This window comes from bacterium, assembly GCA_035295165.1.
In the GTDB taxonomy this organism is placed as follows: domain Bacteria; phylum Sysuimicrobiota; class Sysuimicrobiia; order Sysuimicrobiales; family Segetimicrobiaceae; genus JAJPIA01.
In genome coordinates, this window is sequence record DATGJN010000115.1 from 19,654 (window position 1) to 35,673 (window position 16,020).

General features: G+C 69.3%; 15 protein-coding genes. 13 read left to right on the top strand and 2 right to left on the bottom strand.

Going from position 1 to position 16,020, the window contains the following annotated elements:
- Positions 1 to 100: 100 nt before the first annotated feature.
- The 9 genes from VKZ50_20410 (at position 101) to VKZ50_20450 (ending at position 8,286) form a co-directional block, all read left to right on the top strand.
- Complete coding sequence (locus VKZ50_20410; GenBank protein ID HLJ62091.1) at positions 101 to 1,216, top strand: exo-alpha-sialidase; 1,116 nt, start codon at positions 101 to 103, stop codon at positions 1,214 to 1,216.
- Positions 1,213 to 1,509 carry a MoaD/ThiS family protein gene (locus tag VKZ50_20415; protein HLJ62092.1) on the top strand — a complete coding sequence of 99 codons (297 nt, stop codon included), beginning with the start codon at positions 1,213 to 1,215 and terminating at the stop codon, positions 1,507 to 1,509. Before VKZ50_20410 ends, VKZ50_20415 begins: the two co-directional genes overlap by 4 nt.
- A 23-nt stretch (positions 1,510 to 1,532) precedes the next feature.
- On the top strand, positions 1,533 to 1,889 hold the full coding sequence (locus tag VKZ50_20420; GenBank protein ID HLJ62093.1) for a YciI family protein: 357 nt from the start codon (positions 1,533 to 1,535) through the stop codon (positions 1,887 to 1,889).
- A gap of 264 nt (positions 1,890 to 2,153) precedes the next feature.
- Entirely contained in the window at positions 2,154 to 3,854 is a 1,701-nt protein-coding gene (locus tag VKZ50_20425; protein HLJ62094.1) for a LuxR C-terminal-related transcriptional regulator, read from the top strand.
- A 182-nt stretch (positions 3,855 to 4,036) separates the two neighbouring features.
- The gene (locus VKZ50_20430) at positions 4,037 to 4,186 is read left to right on the top strand and encodes a DUF1059 domain-containing protein (protein HLJ62095.1); all 150 of its coding nucleotides are present in this window, start codon (positions 4,037 to 4,039) and stop codon (positions 4,184 to 4,186) included.
- A 4-nt stretch (positions 4,187 to 4,190) separates the two neighbouring features.
- Positions 4,191 to 4,994, top strand: a complete 804-nt coding sequence (locus VKZ50_20435; GenBank protein HLJ62096.1) for a class I SAM-dependent methyltransferase — start codon at positions 4,191 to 4,193, stop codon at positions 4,992 to 4,994.
- Between the two features lie 119 nt (positions 4,995 to 5,113).
- Positions 5,114 to 6,133: a GNAT family N-acetyltransferase gene (locus VKZ50_20440; protein ID HLJ62097.1), complete on the top strand. Its 1,020-nt coding sequence runs from the start codon at positions 5,114 to 5,116 to the stop codon at positions 6,131 to 6,133.
- Between the two features lie 184 nt (positions 6,134 to 6,317).
- The gene (locus tag VKZ50_20445; protein HLJ62098.1) at positions 6,318 to 7,682 is read left to right on the top strand and encodes an FAD-binding oxidoreductase; all 1,365 of its coding nucleotides are present in this window, start codon (positions 6,318 to 6,320) and stop codon (positions 7,680 to 7,682) included.
- Between the two features lie 304 nt (positions 7,683 to 7,986).
- On the top strand, positions 7,987 to 8,286 hold the full coding sequence (locus VKZ50_20450) for a helix-turn-helix transcriptional regulator (GenBank protein HLJ62099.1): 300 nt from the start codon (positions 7,987 to 7,989) through the stop codon (positions 8,284 to 8,286).
- A gap of 981 nt (positions 8,287 to 9,267) precedes the next feature.
- On the opposite strand, the gene VKZ50_20455 is transcribed toward VKZ50_20450, so the two are convergent.
- Positions 9,268 to 10,629 carry a hypothetical protein gene (locus VKZ50_20455; protein HLJ62100.1) on the bottom strand — a complete coding sequence of 454 codons (1,362 nt, stop codon included), beginning with the start codon at positions 10,627 to 10,629 and terminating at the stop codon, positions 9,268 to 9,270.
- 101 nt (positions 10,630 to 10,730) lie between these two features.
- Between VKZ50_20455 and VKZ50_20460 the strand changes: the two genes are divergently transcribed.
- The 4 genes from VKZ50_20460 (at position 10,731) to VKZ50_20475 (ending at position 14,534) form a co-directional block, all read left to right on the top strand.
- Positions 10,731 to 11,423, top strand: coding sequence for a hypothetical protein (locus VKZ50_20460; protein HLJ62101.1), 693 nt, complete (start codon positions 10,731 to 10,733; stop codon positions 11,421 to 11,423).
- Positions 11,424 to 11,778: 355 nt separating this feature from the next.
- Positions 11,779 to 12,690, top strand: a complete 912-nt coding sequence (locus tag VKZ50_20465; protein HLJ62102.1) for an ROK family protein — start codon at positions 11,779 to 11,781, stop codon at positions 12,688 to 12,690.
- A gap of 144 nt (positions 12,691 to 12,834) precedes the next feature.
- Positions 12,835 to 13,182, top strand: coding sequence for a hypothetical protein (locus VKZ50_20470; GenBank protein ID HLJ62103.1), 348 nt, complete (start codon positions 12,835 to 12,837; stop codon positions 13,180 to 13,182).
- A gap of 209 nt (positions 13,183 to 13,391) precedes the next feature.
- Positions 13,392 to 14,534, top strand: a complete 1,143-nt coding sequence (locus VKZ50_20475; GenBank protein HLJ62104.1) for a Xaa-Pro peptidase family protein — start codon at positions 13,392 to 13,394, stop codon at positions 14,532 to 14,534.
- Between the two features lie 170 nt (positions 14,535 to 14,704).
- Here VKZ50_20475 and VKZ50_20480 read toward each other — a convergent pair whose 3' ends face one another.
- Positions 14,705 to 15,955 (bottom strand): four-carbon acid sugar kinase family protein, encoded by a 1,251-nt coding sequence (locus VKZ50_20480; protein ID HLJ62105.1) that lies wholly within the window; start codon positions 15,953 to 15,955, stop codon positions 14,705 to 14,707.
- Between the last annotated feature and the right edge of the window lie 65 nt (positions 15,956 to 16,020).

The window sequence follows — 16,020 nt, forward strand, 5'->3', positions numbered from 1 at the left end:
TGGGTCAGGTGGTCGATCTGACAGGCTCGTTCGACACGGCTCCTGGTGGACGCGAGGTTCGCGGGTGGGTATCGCTCGAAGCGCAGAAGGGGGTAGAACGATGAGCGGGGTACGGGTCCTGGTCGGTACACGCAAGGGCGCGTTCATCCTGACGGCCGATGGAAAGCGAGACCGGTGGAGCGTGAGCGGTCCGCATTTCGCGGGTTGGGAGATCTACCACGTCAAGGGCTCGCCGGTGAACCCCAACCTGCTGTATGCGTCGCAGTCGAGCGGGTGGTTCGGGCAGCTGATCCAGCGCTCGAACGACGGCGGCAAGACGTGGGAGCCGGTGGGCAACGAGTTCGCATACGATGGGATCCCCGGTTCGCACCAATGGTACGACGGCACGCAGCACCCTTGGAAGTTTGCGCGCGTCTGGCATCTCGAGCCCTCGCTGACCGATCCGGACACCGTTTGCGCCGGGGTGGAGGACGCCGCTTTGTTCCGTTCGGTGGACGCCGGCCGGACGTGGCAGGAACTCCCCGGGCTGCGCGGGCACGGCTCCGGGCCGTCCTGGCAGCCGGGCGCCGGCGGGATGTGCCTGCACACGATCGTGCAGGACCCGAGCGACCCCAAGCGGATCTTCGTCGCCATCTCGGCCGCGGGCGCGTTCCGGACCGACGACGGCGGTACGACTTGGCGTCCGGTGAACCGCGGCCTGCGGTCCGAAGGCATTCCCGACCCGAACGCGGAGGTCGGCCACTGCGTCCACCGCATCGCGATGCACCCGTCGCGTCCGGGCGTCCTGTTCATGCAGAAGCATTGGGACGTGATGCGCAGCGACAACGCCGGGGACTCGTGGCAAGAGGTGAGCGGCAATCTGCCGACCGACTTCGGATTCCCGATCGACGTGCACGCGCACGAGCCGAATACCATCTACGTCGTTCCGATCAAGAGCGACTCCGAGCATTTCCCGCCCGACGGGAAGCTGCGAGTCTACCGCAGCCGCACGGGCGGCAACGAATGGGAGGCACTCACGAAGGGGCTGCCGCAGCGGGACTGCTACGTGAACGTGCTGCGCGATGCGATGGCCGTCGACGCGCTCGATGCGTGCGGCGTGTACTTCGGCACCACCGGCGGGCAGGTGTACGGGTCGGCCGACGCCGGGGATAGCTGGTCGCCCATCGTCCGCGATCTTCCGGCCGTGCTGTCCGTCGAGGTCCAAACGCTCGGATGATCAGGGTCGGGCTGCCGGTGCATCTGAGGACGCTCGCGCACGTCGACGGCGAGGTGACGCTCCACGTCGAGGGTCGGGCCACGCAACGCTCGGTGCTCGACGCGCTCGAAGCCTCCTATCCGATGCTGCGCGGGACGATCCGCGACCACGTCACGCAACAGCGCAGACCGTTCGTGCGGTTCTTCGCGTGCGAGCAGGATCTCTCCCACGAACCGCCCGACGCTCCGCTACCGGACGCGGTCGCGGTGGGGGCGGAGCCCTTTCTTGTCGTCGGGGCCATGGCCGGCGGTTAACCAGGGCGAACTGGAGGTGCCAGATGAGATACATGCTGCTGGTCTACGGTGATGAGCAGGCCTCGGATGAGGCCGAGAAGGAGCAGTGTCGCGACGAGTCCGCGCAGCTGGTGCACCAGATGAGGTCGCAGGGGCAGCATCTCGCCGCCGCGCCGCTGCAACCGGTTTCGACGGCGACCAGCGTCCGGGTACGCGATGGCAAGCGGTTCGTCACCGACGGTCCGTTCGCGGAGACGCGTGAGCAACTCGGTGGCTACTTCCTGGTGGATGCTAAGGATCTCGACGAGGCGATCGACATCGCGGGACGGATTCCCGGCGCGCGCTTGGGGACCGTCGAAATCCGGCCGCTCATCGAGATCGTTGGCCTCCCTGCGTACTAGCGCGGCCAAGCACTAGCCGGCGACACGGATGGTGGGTCGACACAGCCCTCCACGCACTCAGGAGGGACACTCGTCCGTGACATGCAGTGGCGACGGGGACCTCGCGACTCGATGTCAACGGCGGTGCCCGACGCGACGACAGCTGCGGAACGCCGCGGAGCGCAGAGATCGGCCAATCGAGGACTGTGCAGGGCGCGTAGGAACGGCTGGTCCGCCCCTGGAACCTTCACTGCAGCCTTGACCACCAGGAGCTTTGCCGGCCGGATGGACCGCAACGAGCAAGCCCTCGCATCGCTGAAGCCTGACGGCCCGCTGTCCGACGGTGTCGCCGAGGGTTGGAACGCGCTGAACCGCGGGGAGTGGGCGGACGCCCGCGCCCGATTCGAGACGGCGTTGGCCGCCGAGGAGACGGGCGAGGGCTGGGAAGGCCTCGCGTGGGCGGCCTGGTGGCTCGACGACACCACCGTGATGATGGACGCCCGCGAACGGGCGTACCGGCTCTACCGCGAGCGGGGCGACGCTCGTGGGGCCGCGCGCAGCGCGATGTGGCTCGCCATCGACTACGTGGACCTCCGCAACGATACGGCCGTCGCGAACGGCTGGATGCAGCGTGCGCACCGCTTGCTGGAACAGCACACGCAATCTCCCGAGTACGCGTGGCTGGCCGCGTGCGACGCGCACCATGCGCTCATGGCCGACAAGAATCCGGTGACGGCCCAGCGGTTGGCCACGGAGGCGGTGAGCGTCAGCGAAGCGCTCGGCATCATCGACGTGGAAATGGTGGGGCGGGCTCTGGAAGGACTCGCGCTGGTCAGCCAGGGTCAGGTGCGCGACGGGATGCAGCGCCTGGACGAGGCTGCGGCCGCCGCCGTGGCCGGGGAGTTGGCGGACCGCCAGGCGATCAGCCTGACGTGCTGCTACATGATCTTCGCGTGCGAGCGGGTACGCGACTATCCGCGCGCCGCGCAGTGGTGCGACCGGGTGAAAGAGTTCTGCCGCCGGTGGCGGTTCAACATGTTGTTCGCCGTGTGCCGGACGCAGTACGCGGGCGTGTTGATCTGGCGGGGCGAGTGGGCGCAGGCCGAAACGGAGCTCACCGCTGCGGCCAGGGAGTTGACCGTGATCCGCCCGGCATTCGCGTTCTCGGCGATGTTCCGGCTGGCGGAGCTCCGTCGCCGCCAGGGGCGTTGGGACGAAGCCGCGGCCCTGTTCCAACGGGCGGAGACATCGACCGCGGCCCTGCTCGGTCGTGCCGAACTGGCGCTCGATCAGGGGAGTCCCGCCGTCGCGGTCGAATGCGCGGAGCGCTACTTGCGCCGCTACGCACCCGAGAGCCGCACCGAGCGGGCCCCCGGCCTGGAGGTGTTGGCGCGGGCGTTCGCCGCGCTCGGAGATCTCGAGCGAGGGCGTGCCGTGCTCGCCGAGCTCGAGGCGACGACGCAGGCCGTCGCGGCCGAGCCCCTGAAGGCGTTCGCCTGCGTCGCGCGGGGGACACTGGCGACGTGCGCAGGGGACTACGCGCAGGCCCGGACGGCGTTTGAGGATGCCGCCGACCTGTTCGCCAGGTTTGGGGCGCCGTTCGAACTCGGGCGCGCCCGGATGGAGCTCGGGCGCGCGCTGGCCGCGCTGGACCGTCGGGACGCGGCCGCTGCAGAGCTCCGAACCGCCGTCGCGGTGCTGCAACACCTCGGAGCGGCTCACGAGGCCGAGCGTGCCGCGTCGCTGCTCCGCGATGTCACCGCCAAGTCGACGAAGCGAACGGCCGGTTCGCCCGTCCGGCTGACCGGCAAGGAGCTTGAGGTCCTCCGCCTGGCCGCCCAAGGCTTGACCGATAAGGAGATCGCGGCCCGGTTGCGTCGCAGCGAGCACACGATCCACCGCCACGTCGCGAACATCCTGGTCAAGCTCGATCTGCCGTCCCGCACCGCCGCGGTCGCCTACGCCGTGCGCGAAGGGTTGCTGTAGGCCGCTCGCCACCGCTTCCCGATCTTGTTCCCGATGGCCGGTTCCGGCCATGCCTCGACCCATCCCGACAATAGCGCGAAAAAGCGAAGCTCCGACACCCGCGCGGGTGTAGACTGACCCCGCAGGCTCGGGCATCGCGACGGAGTCGCCCCGGGCCCAGCACGATCGCGGGAGGGATCTCGATGAAGAAAGTCGTCTGCCCACCGTGCGGCACGGAGATCAGCGCCCAGACCGATGACGACCTCGTGCGGAAGGTTCAGGAGCACGCAAAGAAAGAACACGGGCAAGACCTCACGCGCGAGCACATCCTGGCGGTCGCGAAGGAGGCGTAAGGTCGTGGCTTCCGCGCAGTCCGCATGCGGATCGGCCTCCGTCCACGGGGCGCTGTGGGGAGCCCGGGGGCGCGACTGGGCCGAGGTGCAGGAGCGTTTCTCGCGCCCGCTCCACGAGGCGGTCTTCGCGAAGACCCGCGTGGGGGTCGGGACGGCCGTGCTCGACATCGGGTGCGGGGCGGGGCTCTTTTGCGCGATGGCCTCGGAGCGGGGCGCTCGGGTCTGCGGGCTCGATGCCTCCGATGCGCTGGTCGCGATCGCGCGGAGACGGGTTCCGCTGGCAGCGTTTCAGGTCGGGGAGATGGAGACGCTGCCGCACGCGGACCGCACCTTCGACGTGGTAACCGGGTTGAACGCGTTCCAGTTCGGCGTCCGCCCGGTGGCCGCGCTGGCCGAGGCACGCCGTGTGGCGCGGCCACACGCCCGCGTCGTGGTCGCGACCTGGGGGAAGCCCGAGCGCGTCGAGGCCGCTCAGTATCTGGCTGCCGTGTGCTCCCTGTTGCCGCCGGCGCCGCCGAGAGCGCCTGGTCCGTTTGCACTGTCGGCCGATGGGGCGCTGGAAGCGTTCGCTAAGGACGCCGGGCTGACCCCCCGGAGCGTCGATGAGGTCGAGTGTCCGTTCGAGTACCCGGACCTCGACACGGCGCTTCGGGGGCTCCTCTCTGAGGGTCCGGCGATCCGCGCGATGCAGGAGTCCGGAGAGGATCGGGTTCGGCGCGCCGTCGAGCCGGCGCTCGCGCCATATCGCCTCATGTCTGGCGGCTACCGGCTCGAGAACAGCGTGCTGGTGATGGTCGCCACCGCGTAGCCCGGACGCGTACCACATCTGGGACGACCAGACAGGTGGTGGTCGCGGTAGGGATCGCGGCACGCGTCGCGCGCGGCGGCCCCGACGCGACCACATCAACGACAGGGGAGGCAACGCGGATGACGCATGCGGGTAACGCTGGCAGCGGGTCCCAATCGCGAACTCCGACGCGCGACAGACACCCGCAGCCCGGCATCACGGGGCTTGTGATTCGTCCGCTCCACGAGCACGATCTGTCGGCGGCGGACCGTATCCTGCGCCTCGCGTTCGGCACCTTTGTTGGCCATCCCGATCCGCCGAAGCTCTGGCCGGGCAAGGACTACATTCGCACGCGATGGCTCGCCGATCCCTCGGCGGCGTTTGGGGCCGAACTCGATGGCGAGCTGGTTGGGTCTAACTTTGCGGCCCGATGGGGCAGCGTCGGATCCTTCGGGCCGTTGACCGTGCACCCCGACCGGTGGGATCAGGGCGTTGCCAGGCGCCTCCTCGACCCCGTCGTCGCGCTGTTTGCCAGATGGGGAACCGCGCACGCGGGTCTCTTCACCTTTCCCCACAGCCCGAAACACATCCATCTCTACCAGAAGTTCGACTTCTGGCCTCGGTACCTTACCGCGATCATGTCGAAGTCGGTGACGCGTCTCGCGCCCGTTCGCGGATCGGTGCGATATTCTGAACTCTCGGAGCACGAGCGGGGAGGGCAGCTCGCTGCCTGTCGCGAACTGGCGGACGCGATCTACCCGGGGCTCGACCTGGAGCGAGAGATCTGCGCGGTGCAGGCTCAAGGGCTCGGCGACACGCTGCTGGCCCGTGACGACGCGGGGCTGCTGGGGTTTGCGGTCTGCCACTGCGGGGTCGGCACTGAGGCTGGGGACGGTGCCTGCTATGTCAAGTTCGCGGCGACGCGGCCGGGGCCGACCGCTGCGCAACGCTTCGACGGGCTGCTCGAGGCGTGTGAGACGTTCGCTGCCGCGCGGAACCTGACGCGACTCGTGGGCGGCGTCAATCTCGCCCGTCACGAGGCGTATCGTCGGATGATCGCCCGCGGGTTCCGTACGGATTTCCAGGGCGTGACGATGCACCTGCCCAACGATCCTGGGTACGATCGACCGGACGTGTTCCTGATCGACGATTGGCGCTAGCTCGACCGCGGCACGCGGAATCGGGGAGGCCTGTCGCCCGATCGGTGCCCGGCCGCGCCCGGTGCGGCGGCGTGTGCTGCGCCACGGCGTCACCACACATTGGGGGGATCATATGACAGACACATCCAAGCCGAACGTTGCCGCATCCGTGGGAGAGGCTGCTCTTCAGGAATTAAGGGGGCAGATGCGCGGCGAGGTAATCGCCCCGGGGGACAGCGCGTACGACGCCGCCCGCTCGGTGTGGAACGGCATGATCGACAAGCGTCCGGCGGCCGTTGCTCGATGCATGGGCGTGTCCGACGTGCTTGCCGCTGTCCGGTTTGCGCGGGCCCGCGACGTCCTGACCGCGGTGCGCGGCGGGGGACACAACGTTGCCGGGTTCGGCACGTGCGACGGCGGGTTGGTCATCGACCTGTCTGCGCTGAAGGGCGTCCGGGTGGACCCGGTGGCGCACACGGCTCGCGCGCAGCCCGGTCTCACCTGGGGCGAGTTCGATCGCGAGACTCAGGCGTTCGGCCTCGCCACGACGGGGGGCTTGGTCACGACGACCGGGATCGCCGGGTTCACGCTCGGGGGCGGCATCGGGTGGCTGATGCGAAAGCACGGCCTCACGATCGATAATCTTGTGTCGGCCGACGTGGTCACGGCCGACGGGACGCTCGTTACCGCGAGCCCCGCCAGTCACCCCGATCTGTTTTGGGGGCTCCGCGGGGGCGGAGGAAACTTCGGGATCGTGACCTCGTTCGAGTACCGCCTCCATCCGGTCGGGCCCGTCGTGCTTGGCGGCGCCGTCCTGCACCCGGCCGAGAACGCGCGGGAACTGCTGCGATTCTACAACCGGTGGGTCACCACACTGCCGGACGAGATGACGTCCATGGTCGCCTTCATCACGGCGCCGCCGCTGCCGTTCATTCCTCAGTCGCTGCACGGAACGCCGATGGTCGCGGTGGCCGTGTGCTACGCTGGGGCGGTGACCGACGGGGAGCGCGTGGTGCAACCGCTGACGTCGTTCGGGCCGCCCGCGGTCGCGCACGTCGGGCCGGTCCCGTACACGGTCCTCCAGGGGATGTTTGACGCGAGCGCGCCGCGCGGGATTCACAGCTACTGGAAGACCCACTACGTGCCGGACTTCTCCGACGCCGCCATTGACGCACTCGTCGCGCAGACGGCGCGCATGCGAGCGCTGTCCCCGTTCACGACGTTGCACCTCCACCATTTGGAGGGCGCGGTCAGCCGCGTGGATCCGGAGGCGACCGCGTTCCGGCATCGAACGCCGCGTTACGCCATGAACATCGTGGGGCTTTGGACGGCCGCGGAACAGCCCGACCCTCACATCGCTTGGGTGCGCCGGACGTACGACGCGATGCATCCGTTTTCGACGGGGGCGCCGTACCTCAACTTCCTCGGCGACGAAGGCGGCGATCGGGTCAGGGCGGCCTACGGGGCCGCCACATACGACCGGCTGGTCGAGGTGAAGACCCGATATGATCCGACGAACTTCTTCCGGGTCAATCAGAACATCCGTCCCGCTGGGAAGGAGGACGCGTAAGAGCGACCGGTGCCGGGGTGGGACTCCCTCCGTCGCGCCGGGTCCGAGTGCCACGTGAGGGCAGGGACGTCCCGTCTCGTTGACGACGCACGGCTTTCGGCATGGGCCCGGTGGCCCGAGGCGTGTAGGATAGGCGCCTCGGGCCCTTCCCTGTCTTGCGACGTCTTGCGACCGAAGCTGCGCATCTTTATGCCCTATTTTCTCACGGTCTTCGGAACTCCCTAACGTTGCGAAAACGCTCCTATTATTCGCGACCTCCAGAATAGACGCGCGGGTGGGAATGAGGGAGCGGAGGCTGTTGAGCATGGCTGAGCGTCACGCGGCGGCGCGGGCTGCTAGGGGCCTTGCCGGGATGGATACGAAACCGACCGTACCGGTCCTGTCCCCAGGCGCGGCGCCCGGCGCAGGGGCCCAGCAGTCATCTCTGTTCGGGCTTCGAACATCGGTGAGGGCGTGGTGCGCCGAGCAGCGTGTGAGCCAGTCGGCGTTGGCAATGAGGGCGGGCATCAGCGCGTCGCATCTGAACCAGATCATCCGGGGTCGTTCGCGTCCGAGTCCGGCGCTGGCGCAGCGCATTCGCGGGTTGATCGGGGGCGCCCCCTAGCCGGTTCGCCACGGGCGCGAGTGTGCCAGCGAAGTTCGGCCATCGACGCCGCCTGCGGTAGGACGAGCGGTCCACCTACACACGCGGCTTGTTCCAGCGAGGCGCTCAATGTCGAGTGCCGGGACCTGTCGCCGTACGTCGTCTCGTCGACGGGTCTCACACCGTATCGGCCCGCGCCGAAGCACCGGGCCGCGCTCATCGCTGCCCTGAACGGAAGGAAACGCAGCCGATCGGTTCCTTCCTGCAGGCCAAACGGGCTGCCCCGATCGCACGACACCCCAAGAGTCCTCTCTTTGGATGAGATAAGCGGACACGAAGCGCGGGTACATCGTATCGACAGCGACGGTGTCTCATCTCCGTTGACCGCCTGCCGTCATGATGGGCCCGGGTTCTTGATCGCCAGGGCGGCCCGTACGCGTACCGGAGAGTTCGCCGGGCTGGGGAGGGCTGAACCGTGGCCAAACGAACGGTCCTGTGGGTCGTCGCGCTCGCTAGCGTCGTCGGGATATTCAGCACGTTGGCCTCGTCCGGGGCAACGCAGTGGCCAAGTACACGATCCCTGCCTGCGGTGTCAGCGTCCACCGTCGGCACGTCACACGCCAGATTCTTACCGCCCGTGTCTCCGGGCGACCGCAGCGCGCGGTCCGTGTTGATCACACCGGATGCGGTCCCCGCGACGGTGCTCGCGTACCAATCGCTGTCGTACACCAACGATCGTGCGCCAGCGCCTCGGTCCTACCTGGCACAACGGGTTCCTTCGATCGTCCCGCAAACGGTGCCGCGCGACGGGTTGCCACGGCCGAAGTCGGTGCCGCCGGTAGCGCCTCAATGGGGTCCCGAGAATGTGACCCAACCCGCCGTCCCCGCAGAGCCGACGCTATCAGCGGGTCTCCTCCAATCCGTGGATTGCCGGCTCGGGCGTGTGGTCGTCCGCGAGAAGCACGGAGCCATGGCGTTTTCCGCGAGCCGTGGCACCGCGATCTATGCCGGGGCGGAGACGCTCACGGAGGTCTGCGCGCTGACCCACTTTGTGGGAGCGCAGGCGGTCGTCTGGTGGACCGCGAGCGGTCCAGAGCGGGTCGCGAGCCGGATCGACGTGGTGGCGCTGTCCACCCGGACGCCGGCCACGTCCGGTCCTGACCACCAGGGCGCCGACGCCGCGCGGGGCGAGACCCCCGTGCCGCTCACCGCGCCGACCATGAGCGGCGATCCGCCAACGGTCGCCGCTGATCCCCCGGGCGATCCGCAGGGATCGGCCCCGGTCGCGACCGATGCGACCCTCGACGGCGTCGTCACGGCCCGCACATCGAAGGCGCTGCTCGTGGACACGAACGCGGGAGCCCGGCCCGTCGTGTTTGGTCCGGGCGTCGGCGTGAGCGGCATCCGAACCACGCCGAACGCGATCGCCCCCTTGGACGTGGTAGCCGTCCGCGGGGTCGCGACGACCGCCGGGACGCTCGTCGCAACTCGGATCGACGTCGTGGGCAGAGTTAGCAAAGAGGTGACGGGGTACGTGACCGCCATCGGACGCGGGGTCATCGTGCTGAACGGTTCGCTCGTAATTCCGATCCGCAACGCAATCGTGATCAACAACGGATTGGTGCCGTTCTCGTCGGTGACTGTAGGACAGACCGTGGCGATCGGGCTGAGGACGGGTAGTGTTGCGGCGGGCGCGGCCGGTCCGGCGGACGACGGGACGAGTGTCGGAGCGTCTGGCGCAGCCGCGCCCTCGAGTGCGGGTGTGTCCGGGGGCGCGACTGTGTCCGGCAACGCGGTCGGCGTTTCCGGTAACGCGGGCGTGGGGGCGAACGCCAACGCCTCGGGAGGAGGCGCCGTCTCAGGCAACATCGGTGCGGCGGCAAACGTCGGTTCGTCGGGGAACGGGAGTGCAGCGGGCAGCGCGTCGGCGAACGCCGGCGCGGCGGCAAACGTCGGTTCATCGGGGAACAGTAGTACAGCGGGCAGCGCGAACGCGTCGGCGAACGCCGGCGCGGGGGCAAACGTCGGTTCGTCGGGGAACGGGAGCGCAGCGGGCAGCGCGTCGGCGAACGCCGGCGCGGCGGCAAACGTCGGTTCGTCAGGGAACGGTAGCGCAGCGGGCAACGCAAACGCGTCGGTGAATGCGAGCGCCTCGGGGAGCGCGACGGCTGGGTCGGCGAACGCGAGCGCCTCGGCCGGCGCCAGCACGTCGGCAAGCACGGGTGCCCGCGGCGGCGCGTCGGTGGGCGCGGGGGCTTCGACCAGCGTCGGTACGGGAAGCGGTGGCCCGTCGCTCAATCTCGGTGTGACAGGGAGCGTCGGCGTCTCAGGAGGAGGCGTATCCGGAAACGCGGGGGCTTCCATCGGTCACGATCCGAGCACCCAAAAGTGAGATGGGGACGCACGCAAGCGCACCGGTCAGGACATCGACGACGCGGCGTTGGTGTCAACGATGGGCCGCGGCCGTGCTGTTTGCGTGCCTGATCGCCGCAGGCGCACCGCAGGCGAACGCGGTGCCCGGCGTCTCTGTGACGTATCTGCTCCGCGCCATCACGACGCAGCTGACGTTTCGAAATCGCGACAGCGGTGCGTCCACCCGCTGCCTCGGTTTCGTCGTGACGGTGAGGGGCCCCGATGCGTACGTAGCGGCGGCGAGATCCTGTCTCGAGCCCCTTCTGAGTACTCGGTTTGCGACCGGCGTGTCCTTTGCAAAGTTGGGTGTCGACATCACCGTCGTGTACGCGGACGGGAGCGAGGGCACGGTCGGGGATCTCGCCTGGATGGACGATATCCTCTCCCTCGTCGCGTCGTTCGTGACGCGGCCGGAGTCGTACAACAAACTGTGTCCGTCCTGCTCCATGTACGAGGATTTTGGCTCTGAGCAGACGATCCCCGTCGCCTTTGCACCGGACGTGCCGACGCGCGCGACCGTGTCGCACGGCACGGTGGTCTCGGACGTCCACGGGAACTACGGGTTCCGGCTCGCCGGTGCGTCGGTTCTCCGCGGTTCCGCAGTCATCGACTCGCGTAACGGCGATTTGGTCGGGGTGCTGACGGCTCTCGGCCCAGGCGACGCCGGTCAAGAAGAAGGGCGCCTGGTGGCCGGCAAGGCCGTCAACGACCTTACGGGCTACACAGTGGCGATGTTCGAGCGGTAACGCGCCCGCCCGAGCCCCGAACGCCGCTCCGTGTGCGCGGGCCCGCGGCGCCGCGTCCTGCCAACGTTCCGCAACCGCCCGGGCCGAGTCGGTGCCCGTTGCTGGGTGCATCTCGCGGTGCCGCTGACTCGTGCGTCGGTCGGAGGGATTGGTGGACAGCGCGCGAACTGCGCTCGTGGACTGACCGAATGCACCATCGAGCGTTCGACCACCGGGAGGCACGGGCCGTCGCCGGGTCGACGATTTCGTTTCCGATTCCCGCCTTCGTGTCGCGCATGCGCCACCACCGTCTGCGAGGCCTCGCGGGCCCACCCAGCGGGATACACGCATCTCCCGTCACCAGGAGGGCGCGTCGTTGAACATCGTCGGCATCGACATCGGTGCCTCCAACCTGCGCATCGTCCTGTCCGACCGAAGCGGCAGGCTCCGAGAGGTTTCCTCGGAGAAGACGAACGCCGCGGAGCTCATGGAGCAGATCTTCGCTGGGCTGCGCCGGCTCTCCGGCTTCGACGCGATCGGCATCGCCGCGGTGGGACCGCTCGACGTGAAAGAGGGCGTCATCCTGAACCCGCCCAACGTCCGGGTCAGGAACCTCGAGATCGTGCGGCTGGTTCGAACGCGATTCAAGCGGCCGTGCTACCTCGTGAACGACTGCGTCGCCGCCGTGCTCGGGGAGAAAATGTTCGGGGCGGGGCGAGGTGTCCCGAACCTCGTCTACGTCACGTTGAGCACCGGCGTCGGGTGCGGGGTGATCGTGGATGGTCGCGTGCTGCAAGGCAAGGACGGCAACGCCCACGAGATAGGGCACTGCACCGTGGACGTCTCGGGCGCGCTCCGATGCGGCTGTGGAAGCTATGGGCATTGGGAAGCGTACTGTGGCGGAGCGCACATTCCGGCGTTCGCACGACTCCTGCTTCGGACGGAGTACCGCCACGCGGCGAGCGCGCTGCGCGGGGCGCGACGGACGCTCAGTCCTGAAGCACTGTTCCGCGCGGCCCGGTCTGACCGGGTGGCCGCCCAGATCGTGGAACGGATCGGCATGTTCAACGGCGTGGGCGTCGCGAACGCGATCAACGCCTACGATCCCGAGCTGGTGACGATCGGCGGGCCGATCGCCCTGCGGCACGCCCGGGAGGTGATGACGCCAATTCGGCGCCACGCGCGGCGGTATGCGATCAATCGGGTGCCGCGCATCGTACTGACCCCGTTGAAGGACCTGGTCGTCGTGTACGGCGCCGTGGCCAGCGTGCTCTCCCGCCACGCCTGACACGAGCTCGGCGCACCGAGGGGCTCCCGTAGCCGCGCGCGTCTTGGCTCGGAACGTCCTGGGTATGGTGAAGGCAGTGGATCACAGCGCGGCGCATCCGGCCGCGCGACGCCTTCAACATGCAGGGCGAGGGAGGGAGGAGCGGTGAAGCAGCTCGCGATCGGCGTGGCGATCGGACTCGTCTTGGGCCTGACGGTATCGGCGGTGGCCACCAATGCGTTCGAGACCGGCAAGTCCTGGCAGGAGTCTGGGTCAGACTACCAGCTCGGGTTCACGGTCGGCGCGGCGGACATGATCCTCAACCTCGAAGGGCCTTCCGATGTCGACGACATCCAAGCGGCGGCGAGCTGCCTGAAGCGGCACTCGGCCGATTGGAACGCGGGCAATCTTCGAACCGTCGTCAACGACTATCTGAGCGCGCACCAGGAGATGCTCCAGTACACGATGGCGAGCGACGTCCTCGGGGCCATCAACGCGGCATGCGCTAAATAGACGATCGGCTGCGTGCGCGGCGCTCGACGCGTCTGGTCCCGAGGAACAGCGCACGCTGGAATCCTGCGCCGCAGCGATCCGGCCGTTCTGGAGCGAGTCGCCGCCATAGATCGGCCCCGCGAGGGGGGGACGTCGGGCGCCACGAACTGGTCCGATGGCACGCGCACCGACCGTGCCGAAAGGCGAGACGTCTGACGACGGGGCGGCCCATGGAACCGTTTGACGGCGAGAGACTGCGGCGTGCGATGGCCGCGCGCGGCGTGCACGTGATCGTCGCCACGAGCCGTCACAACGTCGAGTACCTGACTGGTGGCTACTACAACCCGTTCTTCGCCTGGGGCCCCCGGTTTGGGACCGGCCAGTATCTCTCGGCCGTGGCCGTTCCGGCGGCGCGATTGGAGTCCGCGTTCTACGTCGCTCGGGAAAACGAGCAAGACTTTCTCCAGGCGTTCGGCCCGCTGTGGATCACCGACGTCCACTGGGCGCCCCGGCGGCCGAACATCGCCGTGGAGGTCGCGGCCAAGACGGCCGAGATACTCCGCGCGCAGGGCATGGCCGGTGGGACGATCGGGGTCGAATGCCCGTTTCTGCCGGTGGACGCGTTCGAGGCCCTTCGCCGTGATCTGCCGGAAGCCATGTTCGTCGACGCGAGCCCGATCCTCGCGGCGCTGCGGGCGATCAAGCGACCGACGGAACTCGAGCGGCTTGAGGTCGTGCACCGGATCACGTCCGAGGCGATCCGGGCCACGATTGCGGCCGGCCGAAGCGAGCACAGCATGCGGGACCTCGCCGAGGCGGTGCAGCGGCAGGTTGAACAGCGCGGCGGCCGGTATCTGTACGCGCTCACCAACGTCGGGCCGGGGCTGGTCCGGGCGGCCACATCCGAACCGTGGGGCCGCGGGCGGCCCCTGCATGTCGACGCGGGTGCCGAACTTGCCGGCTACCGGTCGGACGTGGCGCGCATGGGATCCATCGGCCCGGCGCCGGCGCGCGCCCTGGACCTGTTCGATGCCTGCGTCCGGGCCCAGGCCCGCATCCGCGCGCGCATCGGTCCCGCCATCTCCGCCCGCGAGTTGTGGAAGATCGGGACCGACGCGGTCGCCGCCGGGCCGTGGGGTCGGTTCGGGAAGTTCCAGGCGCACGGGCTCGGGATGGTGAGCCACGAACTGCCCGAAGTGACGCCGGATGCGGACGGCGCCCTGGAGGCCGGGATGGTGATCTCCGTCGAGACCGACTGTCTCGACCCCGACACCGGTCACATCAAGTTGGAGGACACGGTGGTCGTCACCGCAACCGGGTGCGCCGGGCTCGGTGACGCGCACCGCGACTGGTGCGTCGCCTCGGGGGCGTAGACGCGGCCGCCGTCCTGACAGCGGGAGCGATGCCGTGAGATCCAACGGACACGCAAGCAGGCCCGATCGACTGTGCGTCGCCGTCGTGCGAAGTTGGCCGCGACGCCAACCCGATTCGGGTTGGCGTCTTGATTCTGCCCTGCGACATCGCGGCGTCGAAACCTCGGCGGCTACCGCTTCGCCGCCGGTGACCGGTTGTCTCCGAGCAGGGCGTCGACGCACCGCATCAGGGTGTCTGACGTGCCCACCAACCCGCCCTTGGTCACGACCGGTCGCCGCGCGTGCGGGCCGGTGACCAGGTACCCGGCCGCGCAGAACGGGGAGACCTCATGGGCGATCTCGAGGCTACCGACAGCCAGCCGGTCGCACACCGCCGCGGCGACGTCGCCGCCGCAGATGATGACGCCGGCGTCGCACCGGTCGAGGACCGCCTGCGTGATCTCGGCGAGCGCGGTCGCGACGGCGCGGTCCCGTCGGGCGAGCGTTCGACCGACGACCTTGACGCCCGCGACGCGGTGGGCGCCCAGGTGGTCGCACAGCACGCGCGTCACCTCCGTGAGGTGTGCCGGACGTTGGGCCTCTTCGGCGCTGAGGACGGCACACACGCACGTCCGCGTCCGCTCGAGCGTCTCGACCTGTAACGCGGTGAGGGCGGTGGGGCTGCCCGCCAGCACAAGGACGCGGTCGGCGTGGGGGCACCGCGTCGGCCGGCCGGGGCCGGGGAATCGCCGCGCGGTCAGCGCGGCCGTAAACGGGCCCGGATCCACGGGCAACACCGGGAGGTCGGCGAGACCGGCGGCGATCGCCGCGATGTCGGCGTCGGTCTCGGCATCAAACGTCACGATCCGGGCGGCGCGCATCAGGAACGCGTCGCGCACGGCGCCGGGTCCTCGGCGGACGACCGGCAAAGCCACGTGTTCGACACGGAGGCCGGTCTGATGTTCCATCAGCGCGAGTACGCTCGAGCTCTCGGGCGGCGGAATCGCATCGTCACCCGCTTCGGTGGTCGCGACGAGGCGCCCGTCGACATAGTGCCGGCCTTCTACCGTGGTGCGCCCCAGCATCGGGACCGCCGCCACCACCGCCGCCCGGAAGGGCCGCGCGTCCAGGAACGCGCGGACGGCGATGCCGATGTGGCCGCGCAGCGTCGAGTCGATGCGGACGGCGACCAGGCCGGGGCGGCATGCGAGCAGATCCCGCGCCGCGTCCCGACAGTGTGTCCGCGCCTCGTCGGGAGCACACGTCCGGGTGTTGGTCGAGACGACGCGCATGTCGGTCGGCCACGCGGCGGCGGCCGGCGAGACCTGCACGGCCACCCGCCCCAGGCGGGCGAGCAGCGCGCCGGTTGCGCAGGCGCCGGTGAGATCGTCGGCGGCGACGCCGAGCTTCAAGGTCGACGGTGCCGTGTCGCTGGAGGGCATCTTGCGGTTCACGCTTCGCGGAGCGTTGGCTCCGGCCTGCCCGTCTAGGAGCAGTCTCCGCGGGG

What these genes read in the sequence shown, in the direction of transcription:
- VKZ50_20425 (HLJ62094.1), top strand. Translation starts at nt 2,154, where the DNA reads ATGGACCGCAACGAGCAAGCCCTCGCATCGCTGAAGCCTGACGGCCCG.
- VKZ50_20415 (HLJ62092.1), top strand. Translation starts at nt 1,213, where the DNA reads ATGATCAGGGTCGGGCTGCCGGTGCATCTGAGGACGCTCGCGCACGTC.
- VKZ50_20480 (HLJ62105.1), bottom strand. Translation starts at nt 15,955, where the DNA reads ATGCCCTCCAGCGACACGGCACCGTCGACCTTGAAGCTCGGCGTCGCC.
- VKZ50_20440 (HLJ62097.1), top strand. Translation starts at nt 5,114, where the DNA reads ATGACGCATGCGGGTAACGCTGGCAGCGGGTCCCAATCGCGAACTCCG.
- VKZ50_20475 (HLJ62104.1), top strand. Translation starts at nt 13,392, where the DNA reads ATGGAACCGTTTGACGGCGAGAGACTGCGGCGTGCGATGGCCGCGCGC.
- VKZ50_20450 (HLJ62099.1), top strand. Translation starts at nt 7,987, where the DNA reads ATGGCTGAGCGTCACGCGGCGGCGCGGGCTGCTAGGGGCCTTGCCGGG.
- VKZ50_20430 (HLJ62095.1), top strand. Translation starts at nt 4,037, where the DNA reads ATGAAGAAAGTCGTCTGCCCACCGTGCGGCACGGAGATCAGCGCCCAG.
- VKZ50_20445 (HLJ62098.1), top strand. Translation starts at nt 6,318, where the DNA reads ATGCGCGGCGAGGTAATCGCCCCGGGGGACAGCGCGTACGACGCCGCC.
- VKZ50_20420 (HLJ62093.1), top strand. Translation starts at nt 1,533, where the DNA reads ATGAGATACATGCTGCTGGTCTACGGTGATGAGCAGGCCTCGGATGAG.
- VKZ50_20410 (HLJ62091.1), top strand. Translation starts at nt 101, where the DNA reads ATGAGCGGGGTACGGGTCCTGGTCGGTACACGCAAGGGCGCGTTCATC.
- VKZ50_20455 (HLJ62100.1), bottom strand. Translation starts at nt 10,629, where the DNA reads ATGGAAGCCCCCGCGTTTCCGGATACGCCTCCTCCTGAGACGCCGACG.